A 20,750-nucleotide genomic window follows, 5' to 3' on the forward strand; every position below is an offset into this window, starting at 1 on the left:
TCCCTGTGTGGATAAACAGTGCTGTACAGGAATACAGTATATGCGGTTTTTTTACCCGGTAAAGCGGCAATGTGGAAAAAGTCGGTTAAAGATCATCCTTATGACGGGCAAAACGAGGGACGGCCATGAGGGGGACTGCCGTGGTGACCGGTGCCAACCGCGGATTGGGTTGGCACACGGCGCAGCAACTGGGCCAACTGGGCTACACCGTGGTCTGCACCACCCGTCGACTGAAGGAGGCGGAGCAGACCGCCGAGGCCCTGGTGGCCCAGGGGCTGGATGCCGTGCCCTATGTGCTGGACGTGCGGTTGGCCCGGGACGCCGAGGGGCTGGCCCGGGAGCTTAAGGCCCGGTGGGGTGGGGTAGACGTACTGGTCAACAACGCCGGGGTGTTTCTCGATGACGGGGTGCGCCTGTTCGAGCTGGACGACGAGACCCTGGAGACCACGCTGCAAACCAACCTGCTGGGGCCCCTCTACCTGTGCCGGGCGCTGATCCCCATGATGATGGCCCGGGGCTATGGCCGGGTGGTCAATCTCTCCTCCGGCTACGGGGCGCTGTCACAGATGGGGCCGAGGATCACCGCCTACCGGGTCAGCAAGGCGGGGCTCAATGCCCTGACCGCGGTGATGGCGGCGGAGGTGGCGGGGATGAACATCAAGGTCAATGCGGTGTGCCCCGGCTGGGTGCGCACCGACATGGGCGGCCCCCAGGCGCACCGGGACCCGGCGGAGGCGGCGTCGGATGTGGTGTGGGCCGCGACCCTGGAGGAGGACGGCCCCAGCGGGGCGTTCCTGCGTTACCGCCAGCCGATCCCCTGGTGAATCAGAACAGCTTGCTGCCCCAGCCGAGTTTGCTGCGCAGCACCTGGAAGTAGCTGTGCCCCTTGGGGTGGATAAGGCGCAGGGCGTGGTCCGCCTTGCGCACCACGATCTCATCGCCGGGCAGCGCCGCCAAAGTCACGTGGCCGTCGCAGCTGACCTCCAGCGGCCGCTCGCCCATCTCCGGCGAGGCGATCAGCTTCACCTCACTGTCGCCGTCCACCACGATGGGGCGGCCAGAGAGGGTGTGGGGGAACATGGGCACCAGGATCACCGCGTTGAGGTTGGGGGTGAGGATGGCGCCGCCGGCGGAGAGGGAGTAGGCGGTGGACCCGGTGGGGCTGGAGACGATCATGCCGTCGGCCCGCTGGCTGTACATGAAATGCCCGTCGATGTAGACCTCGAACTCGATCATGTGGGCCACCTTGCCCGGGTGCAGCACCGCTTCGTTGACGGCGGTGTTGCTGGCCTTGAGCTCGCCGTGGCGGAAGATCTCCGCCTGCAGCAGGAAACGGCGCTCGGTGTCGAACTCGCCGGCCAGCACCCGCTCCAGCGGGGCCTCGAACTGCTCCGGGTTGAGATCGGTCAAGAAGCCCAGATTGCCCCGGTTCACCCCAATCACCGCCACGTCGAACCGGGACAGGACCCGGGCGGCACCCAGCATGTTGCCGTCCCCGCCCACCACGATGGCCAGATCGCAGCGCTGGCCCAGGGTGGTCAGATCCACCCGCTCGGCCTTGTCGCAGCCCAGCTGTTTCGCCACCCGCTGCTCGAGCAGGACTTCATACCCCTGTTTTCTCAGCCAATAGAACAGGCGCGTCAGGGTCTGGTTGGCGCCGGGGTGATCCGGCTTGCCAATAAGGCCGATGGTGTGAAATGGCTTGCTCATGAAGTTGTCTGGCCGGAGCCCTTGAAGTGGCGAATATCGCCCCCATAATAGGCTCAGTGTTTTATTGAATAAAGTGGTTTTGGCTGGAGTTGAGATGGCTGACAAGCAGGAAAAAGTAGAGCCTAAAGAGGAAATTGAAGCGACTGAAACCGAGGCTGTTGAGGCGCAGGCCCCGGCGGACGCCGAAGGGGATGCCCCGGTCGAGGACGTCGCCAGCCAGCGCATTGCCGAGCTGGAAGCGGAGCTTGGCAAGGCCAAGGCCACCATCGAGGGTCAGAAGGACAGCGTGGTTCGCGCCGCCGCCGAGGTGGAAAACATTCGTCGTCGCACCGCCCAGGACGTGGAGAAAGCCCACAAGTTCGCCCTGGAGAAGTTCGCCAACGAACTGCTGCCGGTGATCGACAACCTGGAGCGCGCCCTGGAGGTGTCCAACACCGAAGAGGAGGCGATCAAGCCGATGCTGGAAGGGGTCGAGCTGACCCTGAAGAGCTTCCAGGCCGCGGTGGCCAAGTTCGGCATCGAGGTGGTGGATCCGGTGGGCGACGCCTTCAACCCGGAGCAGCACCAGGCGATCTCCATGCTGCCCAGCGAGGAGTTTGCCGCCAACACAGTGATCTCCGTGATGCAAAAGGGCTACGCCCTGAACAGTCGCCTGCTGCGCCCGGCCATGGTGATCGTCTCCCGCGGTGCCGACACCCCCTCGGTGGACACCCAGGCCTGAGCCGTCGCTTGGTCCACCGAAAAAAGCCGCCCTAAGGGCGGCTTTTTTGATCCCGTATTGCACGAGAAAGCCCCCGACTGGGGGCTTTTGCACTGGGGTCCCAGAGGGACGGTTAAAGCCCTCAGGCTTTGTTGTGCTCGGCGACCACGCCGTCGGCGCGCATCTCCTGGTAGAGCACTTCGGCCAGGCGCAGGTAGTGGGCCCAACTGGTGGAGAGGCGGGTAAAGCCGGTGGCGGCGTAGCTGCCGGTGTCGCCGGTGGCGGGCAGATCCTCGATGTCGAACATGGAGCCCCCCTCGACGATGTGGCTCTCCAGGGCATCGAACATCACGTTGAAGCCGATGCGGGCCGGCTCCTCGTAACCGATGGACTGGTACTTGGACTGGCGGTAGAACTTCTTCAACGAGGCGTCGCTGATCTGGGCCTTCTCGTCGGCGAAGATCTCGTCGTAGTAGACGTCGACGATCTGGCCAGACTCGGTGTCCACCACGAAACGCAGCATCGCGGTCAGGCCGGTCCACTTGCCCTTGTCGTCCATCAGCTTCTCTGCCTGCTGGTAGAACTTCAGCGTGGTGCCTTCCTCGGTGATGCGGTGATGGATCTTGGCGGTCAGCGGCACCATGGACTGCTGGATGGAGTTGGAGGCACCGGCCACGATGTCCAGCCCCTGGTACTTAAGGCGGTTGGGTTCCTTAAGCTTGTTGGCCAGCTTGGGGTCCCAGTCCGGGTTGGGCTCGAAGGTCAGCTTGTTCTCCTCCACCATCAGCCGCTCCATGGTCAGGGAGGACTGCACCCAGGCGGTGCCTTTTTTCTTGCCCATGGAGAAGTTGTACTCGGACATCCGCTTGGGCACGCCCTGGTAGAGGCGGGTGTAGTAGTTGGGGCGCCCCTCCTCGTTGAACTCGGCGAAGATCACATCCTCGGGGTTGTCGCTGTCCAGCACCACGGTCATGGAGCCCATGTGCCCCTGACGGAAGCGGGCCTCCTCGTAGTAGTAGTCCCCCTTGAGCAGGCCCAGCTGGGGCTGAATCGACCACTTGAGCTTGAAGTCCTCCTCCTGGCCCTGCTTGGCGCCGACGCTCTGGTACTCGGGCTGGGAGCCGTCAGCGCGGGGCAGGTCGTTGATCGCCTTTAAGATCCCGTTGGAGGAGAGGGTGGCGCCGGAGACCGCGTCGATCCCCTCATGGCCGTTGTTGGCCACGATCTGCGGCAACAGGCGCTCGGCATTGAGAAACAGCGATTCGGTCTCGCCGTGGGACTTGGTCTTGATCTCCCGGATCTCCCCCTGCTCCACCACCACGGTCAACACGATGTCGCTCTTCTTGCCCTTGCCGGACACTTCGTGGGTGCCGTCCACGTATTTGCCCTGGGGGGCGGAGGCGGCACACCCGGCCACCACCAGTGCCACGGCGGAGCTGACCAGGCCAAGCTTGATGCGTTTAAATTGGTTCACGTTCTCACCCATAGTTTTGATGACGAATTTTTATAGAGATGAGAATAGGGATATTGCTTGGCCGAACAATTGCGGAAAACCACTATATTGCGATGGCGAAGTGGCTTTTGTGAATGGGATCACCATACGTTTTTATGGTGAATATTGAATCAAAATGTTCATGCTAAAATTCGTCATCCTTTTATTTTAAGCCGAGCCTGAACATGAAACTCAATCCCCTTGTTTGTGCCATGGCCCTGTCGCTGCCCATCTTTGGGGTGCAGGCCTCCGCCGATGCGGTGGCGGACCAGTTGCCGAAGCCCGCCAATGCCGCCAAGGCGATGGACTCCCTCTGCCACCAGGATGGGCTGATCACCCAGGGGCCCGGTTACGCCGAGCTGACCACCCTGAAGTACTTCGGCACCTCCATCGCCATCCGCGTCTACGACGCCCCAGGTGAGCAGGCCGAGCGGGCCCTGTGCGACAGCCTCAAGGTGATCCAGCGGCTGCATCATCTGGCCTCGGACTACCAAACCTACGACCACGTGGTAAACGTCCGCTCCATCAACGAGGCCCCCACCGAAGTGCACCACATCGACCCCGAGCTGGTGGCGCTGATCCAGGCCGGTATCGACTGGCACAAGATCTCCCGGGGGTATTTCAACATCGCGGTGGGCCCCCTGGTGCAGCAGTGGCGCCGGGAGCGCAACGCCTGCGCCGCACCCACCGAGCCGGACAACGGCTGCCGGATCCCCAGCGAAGCGGCGCTGCAGGAGGCGGCGCGGCACATCAACATCGATGACATCGAGCTGGACGTCGAGGCGGGCACCGTGCGCCTCAAGGCGGGCATGAGCCTGGATCTGGGGGGCATCGCCAAGGGCTGGATGGCGGAGAAGGTGCACGATCAGCTGGTGGCGGCGGGGATGCAGGCCTTTGTGATCAACGCCGGGGGCAACATCCGCCACCACGGCCACCACCCCGAAGGGCGCGACTTTGTCACCGCCATCGAGGATCCGTTGTGCAAGAAACACGACTTTGCCAGCCCCCGCTGCCAAACCCTAGAGGGGCAGTTTCACGAGTTCATCGCCGGTGAGGATCTGACCATCGTCTCCAGCGGCAACTACCTGCGCTACTACCGGGTGGGGGACAAGGAGTATCACCACATCATCAACCCCAACACCGGCTACCCCAAGCCCGACGGGGTCTCCGTCTCCGTGGTGATGAACGACCAGCACATCTATGCCGATGTGCTCTCCACCACACTGTTCCTGATGCCCCGGGAGGAGGCGCTGAAGATGGCGGAGTCGCTGCCCTATTTGGAGGCGGTGTGGTACCTCGATGAACAGGGCAATAAAATCACCACCCAGGGGTTGCCCCAATATCGAATCGATTTAGATTGATAGGAAGAAATAAAAGGCGCCAGTGTTGGCGCCTTTTATTTAATTTGGACACGACTAAGCCCCGGATAATTACCGGGGCTTTTCCTGTTCTAAAAATTCAGAAGCGGTATTTCAGACCGACACTGACGATGTCATCGTCAAAATCGCTGTAGTCGTCCACCAGGTATTGGCCCACCTCGGTGTGCATGGTCAGCTGCTTGCTCATTCGGTATTCCGCCCCCAGGGCCCACTGGGTGACTTCCGGAGCGTCGTCGCCGGTAAAGACCCCGGCCTTGTAGACCTCGTTGGCCACCCGGCCGGTACCGGAGTCGTCCTGGGCGAACTGGGCTTTGAACTTCCAGTCGTTGTACTCGTACAGGGCGTTGACGATGTAGCCGAAGCCTTCACGGGACTCGTAGTGGGTGCCGTCCTTCTCAAACCCCTCCAGGGCCTTGGTGTCTTGCACGATCACCCCCAGTTTGAGGTTGCCCATCTTGTACTGGGCGACGCCGCGCAGCGCTTCGATCCCCTCGATGCCGTTGCCGTAGGCGGCGGCCAGGTAGAGGTTGCCGTGACGGAACCCCTTGCCGCCGTAGGAGATGGCCAGCTGGTAGTTGTCGTCGTAGGGACTGTTGGCGTCGTCTTTAAGGATCACGCTGGTGCCGAACTGGATGTGGTTCCACTTGGCGGTTTTGTACTCGATGGAGTCGCCGTGGCGCTTGTTACCGGCAAACATGCGGTTCATCGACATGTTGGTCAGGCCGAAGATGTCGGCGCCGCCTTTGACCATCTTCAGCACCGGATCGATGCGACCGAAGGCGATGGCCCCGGCGGCGTCGTGCTTCAGGCCGATGTAGGTCGGGCGGGAGCTGAAGGTGTCGCCGCTGTCATCGGCGTTGAAGCCCACCTCGGCACGGTAGAAGAACTCGGTGTGCTCGGACAGGGCCTCGGTTCCGCGAAAGCCCAGACGGGTCATGTTGTTCTCCAGCAGCCAGCCGTCTTGGCCCCGCTGCTGGTTGCCGGTGCCGGCACCGCTGTAGGTCAGGGAGTAATCCAGGGTGCCGTAGAAGGTCGGCATGTCGGCCTGGGCGGAGGCGCTGAGCAGCAGGGCGCTGGCGCAGGTCACGGCGAGGGTGGAGCATTGGAATCGGTTCATCGGTTATCCCAGTGTTCGTTGGGCCCGGGGCCCGGTTAGGGTGCCGGGCGGTTCTGCGCGCCCTGACAGCGTGAAGTTGAAGTCTCCCCTGAGGGGAATGGACGATGGGATTACACCGGAGCCGGGCTGGAGCGCGATATAGTGGTTTTCCGAAACCCCCAGTCGGTTGTGACTGGGCTCACTCTGGGGCGGCCAAAACCTCGACAGCGCTTCGCGTCGAGCGGAGAAGCGCGCCAGCCGGATCACGACTCTGGCGCCGACATTGAGAGGGATCGCACCGGCCTTACGACCCGTCAGGATTTCCGGTTTTTTGAATAGTGGTTTTCCGCATCCCGGCGGCATTTGTGACCGGCAACCCGGTTGCCTCCCCCTCAGCGGATACACTGTGGAGGAGCGCCCGGGCGACACTTTGGGCAGCGAAAGCGGAGGATGGGTTTGATCAACGGGTTACTGAGCGGAACAGGCCACTGGCGCGGCGGCTTGCTGGCGCTGCTGCTGGCGAGCTGGGGCGGACCGCTGATGGCCAGTGAGACGCTGACCGTGGGGGTGGCGGCCTTCGATAACCCCCAGCGGGTGGCCCAGCGCTGGCAGCCGACCCTGGATTACCTCAACCAGGGCCAGGCGCAGTACCGCTTTGAGCTGCTGGCGCTGCCGCCCAAGGTGCTGGAGCAGCGCCTTGCCGAGGGGGCAGTGGACCTGCTGATCCAAAACTCCGTCAAGACGGTGCAGTACAAGGAGAAGTACGGGGCCAGCCGGTTGCTGACCGCCGCACCCCTGTGGCCCGCCCCCGCCAACCGGGCCATCGGCTCGGCGCTGGTAATGCGCCAGGGGGAGGCGGTGACCGATTTTGGCCAGCTGGCGCGGCTTAAGGCGATCTCCACCTCGGCCCACGCCTTCGGCGGTTATACGGTGTTTCGCCGGGAGCTGGCGGAGCAGGGCCTGACACCCAAGAAAGCCTTCCGCCAACTGACCTTTGTCGGCTTTCCCCAGCGCAAACTGTTGCAGCAACTGCTCAGCGGTGAGGCGGACGTGGCCATCCTGCCCAGCTGTTTGCTGGAGCAGGCGGTCGCCGAGCGGGAGGTGCCCGAAGGAAGCCTGACTGTGGCCCTGGATCGCCGCCCGGCGGATTTCCCCTGTGCCGTCAGCAGTCGGCTCTACCCCTATTTCGCCGTGTCCAAGCTGGGTCACGTCTCCCCGGAGGTGGCCACCTTCGTGGCCCGGCGCCTGCTGACGATGGCGGGGGACGCCCCGGCGGCCCAGCGGGGCCGCTACTCCCAGTGGACGGTGCCGGTGGACGACCGGGAGGTGTACGCTCTGCTCAAGGCGATCAAGTTGTGGCCCTTCAACACCGACTGGCATCACCTGGCCCGCCAGGCCCTGCCCTGGGCCGGGCTGGCGGCACTCATCCTGCTGTTGGGTTACCTGCACCACCTGAGGGTCAAGGCCCTGGTGGCCCGGCGAACCAGTCAGTTGACCCAGGAGATGACCCAGCACAGCGCCACCCAGGCCCACCTCCAGGAGCAGCGCAGCGCCTTCTACAAGGCTCAACGGGTGCTGCTGACCGGGGAGATGGCCTCGGGACTCTCCCACGAACTGAACCAGCCCCTGGCCAGCATCCGTTACCTGGCCCAGGGGTGCGGCTATCGGCTCGACGGTGAGCCGCTGGACCGGGAGGCCCTGGCCGAGGGCCTCAAGCGCATCGAGGCCCAGACCGAGAAGGCCCAGGGGATCATCCAGCGGGTGAAGCGATTTTGCGCCCGGCCCAGCAAGCTCTCCTCGCTGGCCCTGTCGGAGCTGGTGACCGAGACCCTGGCCCTGATGGAGCCGGATCTTCGCCGCAACCGCAGCCGGGTGCGATTCGACAATCGGCTGGCGGACAACCTGGCCATTCAGGGGGATCCGGTGCTGCTGCAGCAGGTGCTGGTGAATCTGGTCCGCAACGCCCTGGATGCCATGGCGGAGGTGGCCGAGCCCCAGCGGGAGGTGGTGATCGCGCTGACCCGGGAGGCGGAGCGAGTGCAGCTGTCGGTACGGGATCATGGCCCGGGGCTGGCACCGGCGGCCCTGGACCGGCTGTTCCTGCCCTTTGAAAGCAGCAAAACCGAGGGGTTGGGGCTGGGCATGATGATCTGTCGACGGATCATCGAGGAGCACCACGGCACCATCTGGGCGGAGTCCGCCGAGCCGGGGCTGCGAGTGACGTTTTCGATACCCATTGAGGAGAACCCATGAGTGCGATCTACCTGGTGGACGACGACGCCGACGTCCGCGATGCCCTGGGCTGGATGCTGGAGGCCAAGGGCCTTCACAGCGAGGCTTTTGACAGCGGCAACCGCTTCCTCGAACAGCTCGACCCGCAGACGCCGGGGGTGGCGGTACTGGACATCAATATGCCGGGGATGGATGGACTGGCGGTGCAGCAGGCGCTGCTGGAGCGGGGCAGCCGTTTGTCGCTTATCTTCCTCACCGGCTATGCCACTGTGCCCAAGGCGGTGCAGGCGGTGCAGGCCGGGGCGCTGGATTTTCTGGAGAAGCCGGTGGACGGCGACCGGCTCATCGCCCTGATTGAGGAGGGGCTGGTTCGCTCTGAGCAACGCCACCGGGCCGCCGGCGAGGCGCAGGCCCTGACCCAGAAGCTGGCGTCACTGACCGAGCGAGAGCGACAACTGATGGCGCTGGTGGTGGCGGGCAAGACCAATAAGGCGATCGGTGCCGAGCTGTTCATCGCCCAGCGCACCGTGGAGATCCACCGCAAGAACCTGTTTGACAAGATGGGGGTGCACAACGCCGCCGAATTGGCCCTGTTGATCGGGCGGCATCAGGGCGGCGAAGCCGAGGGGAAAGGCTGAGACGGGCCTCAGGGCAGCAGCAGCGCCTCGTCGCCGAGGGTCTCACCCTCGAGCTCGGCGGATTGCTGCAGGGGGCTGGCGGGCTGGGTCAGCTGGGCGATGCTGCTTTCAATCTCGCTGTACTTGTGGGCCACCCAGTCCGGCAGGCCCACCGGCACTTCGAGATCGTAACGGCGCGGGTCCCGGGGGCTGATCACCACCTCGATGTTGTCCAGGCCGATGTCGTGGGCCAGCACAAAGAGCTCCTCGATGTAGCGGTCGCCCATCGCCAGGCAGCCGCGGGAGACATCCCGACCGTGGATGAAGATGTTGCCCCCCAGATTGCTGCGCTGCTCCAGGGCGCCATAGTGGCGGTCCATGGCATTGGGGTAATCGATGCGCAGGGAGAGGTGGTACTGGCTGTTGGGGTTGCTGGCGTCGATGCGGTACACCCCTTCCGGCACCTGGAAATCCCCCTCGCGCATCTTGGGGCGCAGGCTGCCACTGGCTTCAACGATGGGGTAGGTACGCAGCTCGTGCCAGGGTCCGGCGGCGGATTGCAGCCACACCTCGAGCCGGCGATCCGCCTTGATCGCCACCAGCTTCATGGCCACCGGGTCAAAGGCCGGGGGCAGGGTGTCGACAAAGGGGGCGAGACGAAGGCGCGCGTCGGGACCGTACTGGGCCAGGGCTTGCTCCAGGGTTCGACCGGATGGGGTGGCCAGGGCGAGCGGCGCCAGGGCCAGGCAAAACAGGGATGCAAGCAGGGTACGGATCACGGGGCCTCCTGAGGTCAGTTGGCGCAGGAGTGTTCCACAGCTTAAGCGACGGATCAATTGATGTTTTTGTCACCAATCACCCTTAAGAGATAGCAAAAAAGCCCGACTATGCGGGCTTTTTTCTTGTGGCTAAGTGGCTTACGGCTGCTGGCGGGTGGTGGCGAGCACGATCTCCCGAATGCAGACATTTTGCGGTTGGCCATAGGCGTAGGCGATGGCGTTGGCCACGTCCTGGGCGGCCAGTACGCCCCCCATCTGGGTTTTCCAGTCGTCGTAACCCTCCTTGATGGCGTCGCTGGTGGTGTGACCCAGCAGCTCGGTCTCCACCGCACCTGGGGCGATGGTGATCACCCGAACGTCGTCCATGGCCACCTCTTCCCGGATGTTCTCGGAGATGGCGTGCACCGCGAACTTGGTGCCGCAGTAGGCCGCGTGGTTGGGGAAGGTTTTCCGTCCGGCGATGGAGCTGATGTTGATGATGGTGCCGCCGCGACGGGCCCGCATCTTGGCCAGTACGCCGTGGATCCCGTTGAGCAGCCCTAAGACGTTAACGTTGAGCATGGTCTGCCACTCGTTCGGGTCCTGCGCATCGGCCTGGCCCAGCAGCATCACGCCGGCGTTGTTGACCAGGCAATCGGCGGGGCCGAACTGGGCTTCGGCTTCGGCGATCGCCGCCAGGAAGCCGTCGCGGTCGGTCACGTCAACCCCACGGCACAGGGTGTTGGGCAGGTTCAGGGCTTCCAGGCGCTCGACCCGACGGGCCAGCAGCAGCAGGGGGTGGCCGGCGGCGGACAGGGTGCGGGCGGTGGCTTCGCCGATGCCGGAGCTGGCACCGGTGATGATGACGAGGGGCTGGGTCATGGGACTCTCCTGATGGACATAAAGCGGCGACGCCGCGATGGAGCGCACTATAGAGAGCCTAGACATTGGGATAAAATATTATATTCCTTTGTCTGAGATAGGCTCCGTCTATGGATTTGCGTCGTCTTCGCTGCTTTGTTGCGGTGTTCGAGGAGCGGAACATGACCGCCGCCGCCGAGCGCTGCTTCATCACCCAGCCCTCCCTCTCCACCGCCATCAAACAGTTGGAGGCGGAGCTGGGGCTGGCACTCTTTGTGCGCCACAAACGGGGGGTGGACTTGACCGACAGTGCCCACCAGCTCTACCCCCTGGCCCGGCAGCTGCTGGCCCAGGCGGAGCAGCTGCCGGCGCTGTTCCACGCCCGTCAGCGGCGGCTCAAGGTCAAACTGGCCAACTTCCACGACCTGAGCCCGGTGCGCCTGGCCCGCTTCCTGGGGCAGTGTCAGCAGCAAGAGCCGCGGTTGGAGCTGGACCTGTGGGATCACGACCAGCCCGGCTGGGATGCACGGGTGACCCTGGACGTGTTCAAGGGGGAGCAGGAGCTGTTTCTGCCCCTGTGGGAGGAGGATTACCGCCTGTGCGTGCCGGAGGATCACCCCCTGGCGGACAAGGACAGCGTGGGGATCGCCGAGCTCAACGATTTCCCCTTTATCGAGTGTGCCGCCTGCGAGGCCCATCAGCAGACCCTGAGCCTGCTGGCCAGCGCCGGCTTCTCCGTGGACCTGGTGGCCAAGGCGGCCCACAAGACCCAGGTCCGTCACCTGGTGGAAGCGGGGGTGGGGATCTCCTTTTTGCCCAGCGGGGTGCTGGAGGGCAGCCGCCGCTTAACCGCGGTGCCCCTGGAGGCGCCGCGGATGTTCCGTCGCATCGGCCTCTGCTTTGCCGCCGACGAGGCCAACAGCGACGCGCTGCGGCCCCTGCTGGCGGCGGCGAAAGCCTTCGCCTAGCCGACGCTGCGGCTGGGGGCCAGGCGGGAGATCAGCTTGGGCCCCAGCTGCTGCACCAGCAGGCCGCAGACGATAAAGGCCAGGCCGATAAAGGTGGCGCTGGCGATGGACTCCCCCAGGAAGGTGGCGATAAAGAACAGCGACAGGAAGGGGCCCAGGAACACCAGGTTGGTCAGCGGCGCGGTGCGCTCGGCGGTGCGCATCGCCTTGAGCCAGAGCACGAAGGTGACCCCCATCTCGAACAGGCCGACGTAGACGGCCCCCGCCAGCCCCTGCCAGTTGGGCAGGGCCAGCTCTCCTCGCCAGGCGCACACCGCCAGGATAAAGGGCAGGGCGATAAGGAAGCTCAGCAGCAGACTGACCACGGGATCGCCCTTGTCCCGGGTGTTGACGATCCAGTAGAGGGACCACAACAGGGTGGAGAGCAGCGCCAGGGCGACCCCCAGCGGGCGTTCGAAATTCAGGGCCAGGAGATCCCCGCCGGTGGCGATCACCACCACGCCGAAATAGGCCAGCAGCGCCGCGCCGATGTCCCAGCCGCGCAGTTTCTGGCCCAGCATGGGCACCGCCAGCAGGCTCAGCAAAATGGCCCAGGTGTAATTGAGCGGCTGGGCCTGCTGGGCCGGAAGCAGATCGTAGGCGGCGAACAGCACCAGGTAGTAGAGGAAGGGGTTCAGCAGGCCACTTTGCAGGTAGACCAGGGGGTTGGCACGAAACTGCCCCTTGAGCCGCCCCAGCTTGCCCTGGACGCCCAGGATCAGCGTCAGCACTGCCGTGGAGGCGAGGGCGGCGTACAGCAGTAGCTGTGCGGGGGTCATCTGGGCCAGGGAGAGTTTGAAGGCGGTGGCCACCGTGGACCACAACAGCACGGCCCCGATGCCATAGGTCATGGCTCGGGTTTGATTTTTTACCATCTCGGACAGCTCGAACGGACAACGTGGCGGAAAGTGCAGAAAGTATACCGTTTACTCCGTTGCCCCTAGAAGGGATTTTTTTCCCCTTGCCCCTTGAAAGCGACGGCGGCGACCCCATTTAGCCTGACAGACTCGGGCCGCAATTAAATTTCCCCGCCCCCCTTGAAAGGGACGGCCGGCGGCCCCAAATCCCAGTTAACAGTTAATAACCTCGTCGGTTTCAAGTTTTTTGGAGGCTCTCGATGGGCAAGATCATCGGCATTGACCTGGGCACCACCAACTCCTGTGTGGCCATTCTGGACGGCGATAAGCCGCGCGTAATTGAAAACGCGGAGGGCGATCGCACCACCCCCTCCATCATCGCGTACACCGATAGCGAAACCCTGGTCGGTCAGCCCGCCAAGCGTCAGGCCGTGACCAACCCGCACAACACCCTGTTCGCCATCAAGCGTCTGATCGGTCGTCGTTTCAAAGACGAAGTGGTGCAGCGTGACATCGGCATCATGCCGTTCAAGATCGTGGAAGCGGACAACGGTGACGCCTGGGTGGAAGCCAAGGGCAACAAGATGGCGGCCCCTCAGGTGTCTGCCGAAGTGCTGAAGAAGATGAAGAAAACCGCCGAGGACTACCTGGGCGAGGAAGTGACCGAAGCGGTGATCACCGTGCCGGCCTACTTCAACGACTCTCAGCGCCAGGCCACCAAGGACGCCGGTCGCATCGCCGGTCTGAACGTCAAGCGGATCATCAACGAGCCCACCGCCGCGGCCCTGGCCTACGGCATGGACAAGCGTCAGGGTGACAACGTTGTGGCCGTGTACGACCTCGGCGGCGGTACCTTCGACATCTCCATCATCGAGATCGATGAGGTGGACGGTGAGCACACCTTCGAGGTGCTGGCCACCAACGGTGACACCCACCTGGGGGGTGAGGACTTCGACAACCGCCTGATCAACTACCTGGTGGAAGAGTTCAAGAAAGAGCAGGGCATCGATCTGAAAAACGATCCCCTGGCGATGCAGCGCCTCAAAGAGGCCGCGGAAAAGGCCAAGATCGAGCTGTCCTCTGCCCAGCAGACCGAGGTGAACCTGCCTTACGTGACCGCCGACGCCACCGGTCCCAAGCACATGAACATCAAGGTGACCCGCGCCAAGCTGGAAGCCCTGGTTGAGGATCTGATCGTGCGCTCCCTGGAGCCCCTGAAGGTGGCCCTGCAGGACGCCGATCTGTCCGTATCCGACATCAACGACGTCATCCTGGTGGGCGGTCAGACCCGCATGCCCAAGGTGCAGAAAGCCGTTGCCGACTTCTTCGGCAAGGAGCCGCGCAAGGACGTCAACCCGGACGAAGCCGTAGCCATGGGTGCCGCCATCCAGGGCGGCGTACTGGCCGGTGACGTAAAAGACGTGCTGCTGCTGGACGTGACGCCTCTGTCCCTGGGCATCGAAACCATGGGCGGCGTCATGACTCCGCTGATTGAGAAGAACACCACCATCCCGACCAAGAAGTCCCAGGTGTTCTCCACCGCCGAGGACAACCAGGCGGCCGTGACCATCCACGTGCTGCAGGGTGAGCGTAAGCAGGCCGGTGCCAACAAGTCTCTGGGTCAGTTCAACCTGGAGGGGATCCAGCCGGCGCCTCGCGGTCTGCCGCAGATCGAAGTGACCTTCGACATCGACGCCGACGGCATCCTGCACGTCTCTGCTGCCGACAAGAACACCGGCAAAGAGCAGAAGATCACCATCCAGGCCTCCTCCGGTCTGTCCGAGGATGAGATCGACAAGATGGTGAACGAGGCCGAGGCGCACGCCGAGGAAGACAAGAAGTTCGAAGAGCTGGTTCAGGCCCGCAACCAGGCCGATGGCCTGGCCCACGCCACCAAGAAGCAGGTGGAAGAGGCCGGCGACGCACTGCCCGCGGAAGACAAGGCCAAGATCGAAGAAGCGATCAAGGCCGTTGAGGAAGCGGTGAAGGGCGACGACAAAGACGCCATCGAAGCCAAGACCCAGGAGCTGATCCAAGCCTCTGCTAAGCTGATGGAAATTGCTCAGCAGCAGGCCCAAGCTCAGGGCCAGGCGGAGGGTGAGCCTCAGCCTCAACAGCAGAAGCCGGCTGACGACGTAGTGGACGCCGAGTTCGAAGAAGTAAAAGACGACAAGAAGTAAGCTTTTACTGACTGACACTGCCAAGCGGGCGACCGGCCATCCCGGCCGCCCGCTTTCGTTATATAAGAGACAAAGCGGCGAGCTGACATGTCAAAACGCGATTACTACGAAGTGCTGGGCGTGGCCCGTGATGCCGGCGACCGGGACATTAAAAAGGCGTACAAGCGCCTGGCCATGAAGTACCACCCGGACCGCAATCCGGGGGACGAGAAAGCCGAGGCGGCCTTCAAGGAGGTCAAGGAAGCTTACGAGATCCTGACCGATGAGCAGAAGCGGGCCGCCTACGACCAGTTCGGCCACGCCGGGGTGGATCCCAACCGCGGTGGCGGTGGTTTTGGCGGCGGTAGTGCCGACTTCGGTGACATCTTTGGCGACGTGTTTGGCGACATCTTCGGCGGTCGTCGTGGCGGCGGTCGTCAGCAGGCCCGCGGCGGTGCCGATCTGCGCTACAACCTGGAGCTCTCCCTGGAGGAGGCGGTTAAGGGTTGTAAGAAGGAGCTCAAGATCCCCTCCCTGGCCAGCTGCGACACCTGTCACGGCAGCGGCGCCAAGCCGGGCACCAGCGCCAACACCTGTGGCACCTGTCACGGCACCGGCCAGGTGCAGATGCGCCAGGGCTTCTTCGCCGTGCAGCAGACCTGTCCCACCTGTGGCGGTCGTGGCAAGGTGATCACCGACCCCTGCACCAAGTGCCGCGGTCAGGGTCGCGTTGAGAAGACCAAAACCCTCTCCGTCACCATCCCCGCCGGGGTGGACACCGGCGATCGCATCCGTTTGGCCGGGGAAGGGGAAGCGGGCGAAATGGGAGCCCCTGCGGGCGACCTCTACGTCCAGGTGCACATCAAGGAGCACCCCATCTTTGTTCGCGACGGCAACAACCTCTACTGTGAGGTGCCGATCTCCTTCGCCAATGCGGCGCTGGGGGGCGAGATTGAGGTGCCCACCCTGGATGGCCGGGTCTCCCTCAAGGTGCCGGCGGAAACCCAGACCGGACGCATGTTCCGTCTGCGGGGCAAAGGGGTGAAATCCGTGCGCAGCCACGCCGTGGGGGATCTGGTGTGCAAGGTGATCATCGAAACCCCGGTGAACCTCACCGAGCGTCAAAAAGAGCTGCTGCGGGAGCTGGACGAGTCCTGCGCCGCCTCCGCCAAACGGCACAAGCCCAAGGCGGAAGGTTTCTTCGATGGCGTGAAGAAATTCTTCGACGACCTGACCAGCTAAGCTGAAGTCCGTTCACACAAAGCCGCCCCAAGGGGCGGCTTTTTCTTTATTTTTACAAGCTGTTATCATTGCCTCACACCGAAAATGGAGAAGGAGTCTCCCATGACCAGATGGATCCTGGTTGCCCTGTTCTGGGTAACAACCTGGGTGTCTGCCAAGCCGGCGGACATCGACACATTCAGCCGATTTGACCAGTTCCAAGCGGTCAAAATCGCTCCCGATGGCCAGCACCTGGCCGTGCTTACCCCCATGGACGGCAAGAACGTCCTGGCCATCCTGAGCATCGACACCATGAAACCCACCCACGTCATCCGTTTCGGCGAGAACAAGCAGGTGGGGGAGTTCTACTGGGCCAATAACGAGCGGGTGATCGTCCAGCTGCAGTTTTTCAAGGGGTGGTTCGAGCAGCCCCTGACCGCCGGCGAGTGGTTTGCGGTCAACGTCGATGGCAAGCGGGCCAAAAACATCTACGGCTATCGGGCCGGCGGCATGCAGACCGGCAGCCGCATCAACCAGGCCACCGCCACCTACGGCTACGCTCAGCTTATCGATCTGTGGAAGGACAACGAGGACGAGATCCTGATCAGCTCCACCCCCTTCGATGCCGCGGGTGACAACAAGGCCCAGCTCTACCGGCTCAATGTCTACACCGGCAAGATGCGCAAGGTGGGCCGCTCTCCGGTGGCCAATGCCACCTTCCTGGCTGATCATCAAGGGCGGGCCCGCTTTGTGGTGGGCACCACCGCCAAAGGGATCAACCAGGTGCACTACCGAGGCCTTAAGGACGACAAGTGGCAGCTGATCTACGAGAACGCCAACACGGCGCTGGAGATCGTGCCCCTGGCCTTTGCCGACGACACCCATGTCTATATGGAAGCCTATGGCGACGGTGACATCGCCGGCGTCTTCAAGGTCAATATGGAGACCCAGGAGCGGGAGCTGGTCTACCGCGACAAGGTAGTAGAGCCGAACGATTACTACTACAGTGCCGACGGTCGCCACCTCTATGCCCTGGAGGTAAGCGCGGGCCGCCCCGAGTACGTGCTGGTGGACAAGGCCCGCCCGGAAGCGGCCCTGCTCAAGGGACTGCTTCAGGCCTTCGGGGGCAGCCAGGTGAAGATCGCCAGCCAGACCGAAGATGGCAGCAAGGCGGTGGTTTACGTCTTTGACGACCGGGACCCCGGCAGTTTCTACCTCTATGACAGCAAAGCCAACTCGGTGAGCTTCTTGATGAAGAGCCGCCCCTGGGTGGATCCGGCCCAGTCCGCCGAGGTGCGCCCCATCGAGTTTCAGGCCCGGGATGGCATGACCATCCGCGGTTACCTGACCCTGCCCCAGGGTGTGGAAGCCAAGAATCTGCCGCTGATTGTGAACCCCCATGGCGGCCCCCACGGCGAACGCGACTGGTGGGGCTACAACTCGGAAACCCAGCTGCTGGCCAGCCGGGGTATGGCGGTGCTGCAGGTCAACTTCCGCGGCTCCGGCGGGTACGGCGGCAACTTCGAGCACGCCGGTTACCGCCAGTGGGGGGCCGCCATCCAGCACGACATCATCGACGCCACCCGTTACGTGATTGACCAGGGCTACGCGGATAAGGAGCGGGTCTGCATCTACGGTGCCAGCTTCGGGGGCTACTCCGCGCTGCAAAGCGCCATCCTGGAGCCCGACATGTTCGCCTGCTCCGTGGGCTTTGTGGGCGTTTATGATCTGGCGTTGATGTACAAAGAGGGCGACATCCAGGATCACGACTACGGCCTTCGCTATCTTGATAAAGTGCTTGGCCGGGACGAAGCCGAGCTTAAGGCCTACAGCCCCGTCCACCATGTGGACAAGCTCAAGGCGCCGGTGCTGCTCATCCACGGCAAGGAGGATGAGCGGGCTGCCATCGAGCACGCCGACAGGCTCGCCGCGGCGCTTAAGGCAAAAGACCATCCCTTCGAGTACATTGTGATGAAGAAAGAGGCACACGGGTTCTACAACGAGGAGAACCGCACCGAGATGTACGAAACCCTGCTGGGCTTTTTCGAGACCCACCTGAAACTTTGAGGCTGAAAAGGACGTTGCCATGCGCTCACTGCTGATCCTGTCGCTGCTTTTGACCCTGGGGGGCTGTGCCACCAACCAGTCCCCTACCGGTCGCGGCCAGACCCTGCTGTTCTCTCAGGACGAGATGCGCCAGATGGGCGCCCAGTCCTTTGCCCAGATCAAGGAGCAGGAGACCGCCTCCACGGACCGGGCCGTCAACGCCTACGTTCGCTGCGTTGCGGAGGCGGTGACGGATCCGGCGTTGCTGGCGGTGGTGGATCCGGGTCAGACCGAGGTGTGGGAGGTGGTGGTGTTCGAGTCGGAGCAGGTCAACGCCTTTGCCCTGCCCGGTGGCCACATCGGCGTCTACACCGGGCTGCTGGGGGTGGCCAAGACCCCGGATCAGCTGGCCACGGTGCTGGGCCACGAAGTGGGCCACGTACTGGCGGACCACGGCAATGAGCAGGTCTCCCGGGCGCAGATGACCAACGCCGGGCTGCAGATCGCCCAGGTCGCCCTGGGGGCCAGCGGCACCGCCAACCAGGACCTCATCATGGCGGGATTGGGGCTGGGTGCCCAGGTGGGGATCACCCTGCCGTTCGGTCGCCAGCAGGAGAGCGAGGCGGACGTCATCGGTCTGGAGCTGATGGCCCGGGCGGGCTTCGACCCCGCAGCCAGCGTTCAGCTGTGGCACAACATGGCGGACGCCAGCGGCGGTGCACCGCCAGAGCTGCTCTCCACCCACCCCTCCCACGGCACCCGCATCGGTGATCTCGAGCGGATGCAGGCGGAGGCCAGCGTTTGGTACCGGCAGGCCCAGAGCCAGGGCCGCCGCCCCGGCTGTCGAGTCCCGCGGTGAGAGGTGGTACACTGCCGCCTCCATACCGCGAGACAACCTCAGGACATAGAGAATGACCTTTGACTCTGTAGAACAGAAAGTAAGCTACGGCGTGGGCCGTCAGATGGGCGAGCAGCTGGCCGGCAACAGCTTCGAAGGCGTGGACATCGCCGCCGTTCAGGCTGGCCTGGCCGACGCCTTCAACGGTGCCGAAAGCGCCGTTCCCGCCCAGGAGCTGCAGGAAGCTTTTGCGGTGATCTCCCAGCGCATGGCCGAGGCTCAGGAAGCCAAAGCCAAAGCGGCCGCGGCCGAAGGCGACGCCTTCCTGGCCCAGAACGCCCAGCGTGACGGCGTTCAGGTAACCGAGTCCGGTCTTCAGTACGAAGTGCTGACCCAGGGCGAAGGCGACAAGCCTGGCCTGCAGGACACCGTACGTTGTCACTACCACGGCACCTTCATCGATGGCCGTGTGTTCGACAGCTCCGTACAGCGCGGCGAGCCGGCCGAGTTCCCGGTCAGCGGCGTGATCGCCGGCTGGACCGAAGCCCTGCAGATGATGAGCCCCGGCACCAAGCTGAAGCTGTTCATCCCGCATCAGCTGGCCTACGGCGAGCGTGGCGCTGGTGGCGCCATCCCGCCCTTCGCCGCCCTGGTGTTTGAAGTCGAGCTGCTGGCCATCGTCTAAGGCCACAGACCACAGAAAAAGGAAGCTTCGGCTTCCTTTTTTGTTGCCGGTAAAGGCTTTATAGTGCGTGACATCGCACGCATTTTAGGAGTAACACCGTGGAACCGATCCGAGTGGCCATCACCGGCGCCAGCGGCCGCATGGGGCGCACCCTCATCGAGGCGGCCATCGACAATGAGCAGATCCAGCTGGGGGCCGCCATCGAACGTCCCGGCTCCTCCCTGATCGGCTGCGACGCCGGTGAGCTGGTGGCCCGGGGCAAGTCGGGGGTGGCCCTGGTGGATAACATCGAGGCGGTGTGTGACGACTTCGACGTGCTGGTGGACTTCACCTCCCCGGAGTCCAGCCTGGCGTTTCTCGATGTCTGCCTGGCCAAGGGCAAGGCGATGGCCATCGGCACCACGGGGTTCAACCACCACCAGAAGGCCCGTATCGGTGAAGTGGCCAGCCAAATTCCCGTGGTCCTGGCGCCCAACATGGCGGTGGGGGTTAACCTGCTGTTCCGTTTGTTGGAGGTGGCCGCCGAGGTGATGGGGGACTACACCGACATCGAGATCATCGAGGGGCATCACAGATACAAGAAGGATGCCCCCTCGGGGACGGCGCTCAAGATGGGGGAGGTGATCGCCGAGACCCTGGGCCGGGACCTGGAGCAGTGCGCCATCTACGGCCGCGAAGGGATCACCGGGGAGCGTGACCGTCAGACCATCGCCTTCTCCACCATCCGCGCCGGCGACATCGTTGGCGAGCACACCGCGCTCTTTGCCGACATCGGCGAGCGGTTGGAGATCACCCACAAGGCTTCCTCCCGGATGACCTTTGCCAACGGGGCGATGCGCGCGGCCCGCTGGCTGGCGGACAAGCCCGCCGGATTCTACGATATGCAGCAAGTGCTTGGGTTTAAGCCCTAAACACAAAAAGGCCCGCAATTTGCGGGCCTTTTTGTGGAGGAAAACTGTAGTCAAAGTCGGATCCGGCTGCTATAATGCGCGGAATTTGCCAAAAATTCCTTTTTTAAGGATTCAGGTAAGCGACCCTACGGCCACGAATGGCCTAAAATCAACAACTTATAATTATTTCTGGTGGGAGGTC

At 63.5% G+C, this 20,750-nt stretch carries 18 protein-coding genes; 12 read left to right on the forward strand and 6 right to left on the reverse strand.

Annotated elements, in window-relative coordinates; translation table 11 throughout:
* The first annotated feature begins 125 nt into the window (after nt 1-125).
* Nucleotides 126-824 carry an SDR family NAD(P)-dependent oxidoreductase gene (locus tag KUV81_RS11175; RefSeq protein ID WP_222543940.1) on the forward strand — a complete coding sequence of 233 codons (699 nt, stop codon included), beginning with the start codon at nt 126-128 and terminating at the stop codon, nt 822-824.
* Between the two features lies 1 nt (nt 825).
* Here KUV81_RS11175 and nadK read toward each other — a convergent pair whose 3' ends face one another.
* The gene (gene nadK / locus KUV81_RS11180) at nt 826-1,710 is read right to left on the reverse strand and encodes an NAD(+) kinase (protein WP_222543941.1); all 885 of its coding nucleotides are present in this window, start codon (nt 1,708-1,710) and stop codon (nt 826-828) included.
* Between the two features lie 94 nt (nt 1,711-1,804).
* Between nadK and grpE the strand changes: the two genes are divergently transcribed.
* The gene (gene grpE, locus KUV81_RS11185; RefSeq protein WP_222543942.1) at nt 1,805-2,431 is read left to right on the forward strand and encodes a nucleotide exchange factor GrpE; all 627 of its coding nucleotides are present in this window, start codon (nt 1,805-1,807) and stop codon (nt 2,429-2,431) included.
* 121 nt (nt 2,432-2,552) lie between these two features.
* On the opposite strand, the gene KUV81_RS11190 is transcribed toward grpE, so the two are convergent.
* Complete coding sequence (locus tag KUV81_RS11190; protein ID WP_222543943.1) at nt 2,553-3,896, reverse strand: FMN-binding protein; 1,344 nt, start codon at nt 3,894-3,896, stop codon at nt 2,553-2,555.
* 191 nt (nt 3,897-4,087) lie between these two features.
* Between KUV81_RS11190 and KUV81_RS11195 the strand changes: the two genes are divergently transcribed.
* On the forward strand, nt 4,088-5,263 hold the full coding sequence (locus KUV81_RS11195; RefSeq protein ID WP_261389345.1) for an FAD:protein FMN transferase: 1,176 nt from the start codon (nt 4,088-4,090) through the stop codon (nt 5,261-5,263).
* A 97-nt stretch (nt 5,264-5,360) separates the two neighbouring features.
* Here the strand turns inward: KUV81_RS11195 and KUV81_RS11200 are convergent, their stop codons facing one another.
* Complete coding sequence (locus KUV81_RS11200) at nt 5,361-6,398, reverse strand: porin (protein WP_222543944.1); 1,038 nt, start codon at nt 6,396-6,398, stop codon at nt 5,361-5,363.
* 435 nt (nt 6,399-6,833) lie between these two features.
* On the opposite strand from KUV81_RS11200, the gene KUV81_RS11205 reads away from it, so the two are divergent.
* Both KUV81_RS11205 and KUV81_RS11210 read left to right on the forward strand, forming a co-directional pair.
* Complete coding sequence (locus tag KUV81_RS11205) at nt 6,834-8,630, forward strand: PhnD/SsuA/transferrin family substrate-binding protein (protein WP_222543945.1); 1,797 nt, start codon at nt 6,834-6,836, stop codon at nt 8,628-8,630.
* The gene (locus KUV81_RS11210) at nt 8,627-9,247 is read left to right on the forward strand and encodes a response regulator transcription factor (protein ID WP_222543946.1); all 621 of its coding nucleotides are present in this window, start codon (nt 8,627-8,629) and stop codon (nt 9,245-9,247) included. Before KUV81_RS11205 ends, KUV81_RS11210 begins: the two co-directional genes overlap by 4 nt.
* Before the next feature lie 8 nt (nt 9,248-9,255).
* Here the strand turns inward: KUV81_RS11210 and KUV81_RS11215 are convergent, their stop codons facing one another.
* Nucleotides 9,256-10,005, reverse strand: coding sequence for a murein L,D-transpeptidase family protein (locus KUV81_RS11215; RefSeq protein WP_315900076.1), 750 nt, complete (start codon nt 10,003-10,005; stop codon nt 9,256-9,258).
* Between the two features lie 138 nt (nt 10,006-10,143).
* A complete protein-coding gene (locus KUV81_RS11220) occupies nt 10,144-10,866 on the reverse strand; it encodes an SDR family oxidoreductase (protein WP_222543947.1) in 723 nt (240 codons plus the stop codon).
* Nucleotides 10,867-10,976: 110 nt separating this feature from the next.
* On the opposite strand from KUV81_RS11220, the gene KUV81_RS11225 reads away from it, so the two are divergent.
* Nucleotides 10,977-11,813 carry a LysR family transcriptional regulator gene (locus KUV81_RS11225; RefSeq protein ID WP_222543948.1) on the forward strand — a complete coding sequence of 279 codons (837 nt, stop codon included), beginning with the start codon at nt 10,977-10,979 and terminating at the stop codon, nt 11,811-11,813.
* Here KUV81_RS11225 and KUV81_RS11230 read toward each other — a convergent pair.
* Nucleotides 11,810-12,727, reverse strand: a complete 918-nt coding sequence (locus tag KUV81_RS11230) for a DMT family transporter (protein WP_222543949.1) — start codon at nt 12,725-12,727, stop codon at nt 11,810-11,812. The genes KUV81_RS11225 and KUV81_RS11230 overlap by 4 nt on opposite strands.
* Before the next feature lie 242 nt (nt 12,728-12,969).
* On the opposite strand from KUV81_RS11230, the gene dnaK reads away from it, so the two are divergent.
* The 6 genes from dnaK (at nt 12,970) to dapB (ending at nt 20,569) form a co-directional block, all read left to right on the forward strand.
* Nucleotides 12,970-14,889: a molecular chaperone DnaK gene (gene dnaK, locus KUV81_RS11235; protein ID WP_222543950.1), complete on the forward strand. Its 1,920-nt coding sequence runs from the start codon at nt 12,970-12,972 to the stop codon at nt 14,887-14,889.
* Between the two features lie 87 nt (nt 14,890-14,976).
* Nucleotides 14,977-16,110, forward strand: a complete 1,134-nt coding sequence (dnaJ, locus tag KUV81_RS11240; RefSeq protein WP_222543951.1) for a molecular chaperone DnaJ — start codon at nt 14,977-14,979, stop codon at nt 16,108-16,110.
* A 102-nt stretch (nt 16,111-16,212) separates the two neighbouring features.
* A complete protein-coding gene (locus KUV81_RS11245; RefSeq protein WP_222543952.1) occupies nt 16,213-18,156 on the forward strand; it encodes an alpha/beta hydrolase family protein in 1,944 nt (647 codons plus the stop codon).
* A gap of 19 nt (nt 18,157-18,175) precedes the next feature.
* Entirely contained in the window at nt 18,176-18,994 is an 819-nt protein-coding gene (locus KUV81_RS11250; protein WP_222543953.1) for a M48 family metallopeptidase, read from the forward strand.
* A gap of 52 nt (nt 18,995-19,046) precedes the next feature.
* Nucleotides 19,047-19,658, forward strand: a complete 612-nt coding sequence (locus KUV81_RS11255; RefSeq protein ID WP_222543954.1) for an FKBP-type peptidyl-prolyl cis-trans isomerase — start codon at nt 19,047-19,049, stop codon at nt 19,656-19,658.
* Between the two features lie 98 nt (nt 19,659-19,756).
* A complete protein-coding gene (gene dapB / locus KUV81_RS11260; RefSeq protein WP_222543955.1) occupies nt 19,757-20,569 on the forward strand; it encodes a 4-hydroxy-tetrahydrodipicolinate reductase in 813 nt (270 codons plus the stop codon).
* The last annotated feature ends 181 nt before the right edge of the window (nt 20,570-20,750 follow it).

Origin of the sequence: Ferrimonas balearica, from assembly GCF_019802085.1 — a bacterium.
GTDB classification, from domain to species: Bacteria; Pseudomonadota; Gammaproteobacteria; order Enterobacterales; family Shewanellaceae; genus Ferrimonas; species Ferrimonas balearica_B.

Excerpts from the sequence above, each read along its gene's own strand:
- KUV81_RS11175 (WP_222543940.1), top strand. The coding sequence starts at position 126 with ATGAGGGGGACTGCCGTGGTGACCGGTGCCAACCGCGGATTGGGTTGG.
- nadK (WP_222543941.1), bottom strand. The coding sequence starts at position 1,710 with ATGAGCAAGCCATTTCACACCATCGGCCTTATTGGCAAGCCGGATCAC.
- grpE (WP_222543942.1), top strand. The coding sequence starts at position 1,805 with ATGGCTGACAAGCAGGAAAAAGTAGAGCCTAAAGAGGAAATTGAAGCG.
- KUV81_RS11190 (WP_222543943.1), bottom strand. The coding sequence starts at position 3,896 with ATGGGTGAGAACGTGAACCAATTTAAACGCATCAAGCTTGGCCTGGTC.
- KUV81_RS11195 (WP_261389345.1), top strand. The coding sequence starts at position 4,088 with ATGAAACTCAATCCCCTTGTTTGTGCCATGGCCCTGTCGCTGCCCATC.
- KUV81_RS11200 (WP_222543944.1), bottom strand. The coding sequence starts at position 6,398 with ATGAACCGATTCCAATGCTCCACCCTCGCCGTGACCTGCGCCAGCGCC.
- KUV81_RS11210 (WP_222543946.1), top strand. The coding sequence starts at position 8,627 with ATGAGTGCGATCTACCTGGTGGACGACGACGCCGACGTCCGCGATGCC.
- KUV81_RS11220 (WP_222543947.1), bottom strand. The coding sequence starts at position 10,866 with ATGACCCAGCCCCTCGTCATCATCACCGGTGCCAGCTCCGGCATCGGC.
- KUV81_RS11225 (WP_222543948.1), top strand. The coding sequence starts at position 10,977 with ATGGATTTGCGTCGTCTTCGCTGCTTTGTTGCGGTGTTCGAGGAGCGG.
- KUV81_RS11230 (WP_222543949.1), bottom strand. The coding sequence starts at position 12,727 with ATGGTAAAAAATCAAACCCGAGCCATGACCTATGGCATCGGGGCCGTG.
- dnaK (WP_222543950.1), top strand. The coding sequence starts at position 12,970 with ATGGGCAAGATCATCGGCATTGACCTGGGCACCACCAACTCCTGTGTG.
- dnaJ (WP_222543951.1), top strand. The coding sequence starts at position 14,977 with ATGTCAAAACGCGATTACTACGAAGTGCTGGGCGTGGCCCGTGATGCC.
- KUV81_RS11245 (WP_222543952.1), top strand. The coding sequence starts at position 16,213 with ATGACCAGATGGATCCTGGTTGCCCTGTTCTGGGTAACAACCTGGGTG.
- KUV81_RS11250 (WP_222543953.1), top strand. The coding sequence starts at position 18,176 with ATGCGCTCACTGCTGATCCTGTCGCTGCTTTTGACCCTGGGGGGCTGT.
- KUV81_RS11255 (WP_222543954.1), top strand. The coding sequence starts at position 19,047 with ATGACCTTTGACTCTGTAGAACAGAAAGTAAGCTACGGCGTGGGCCGT.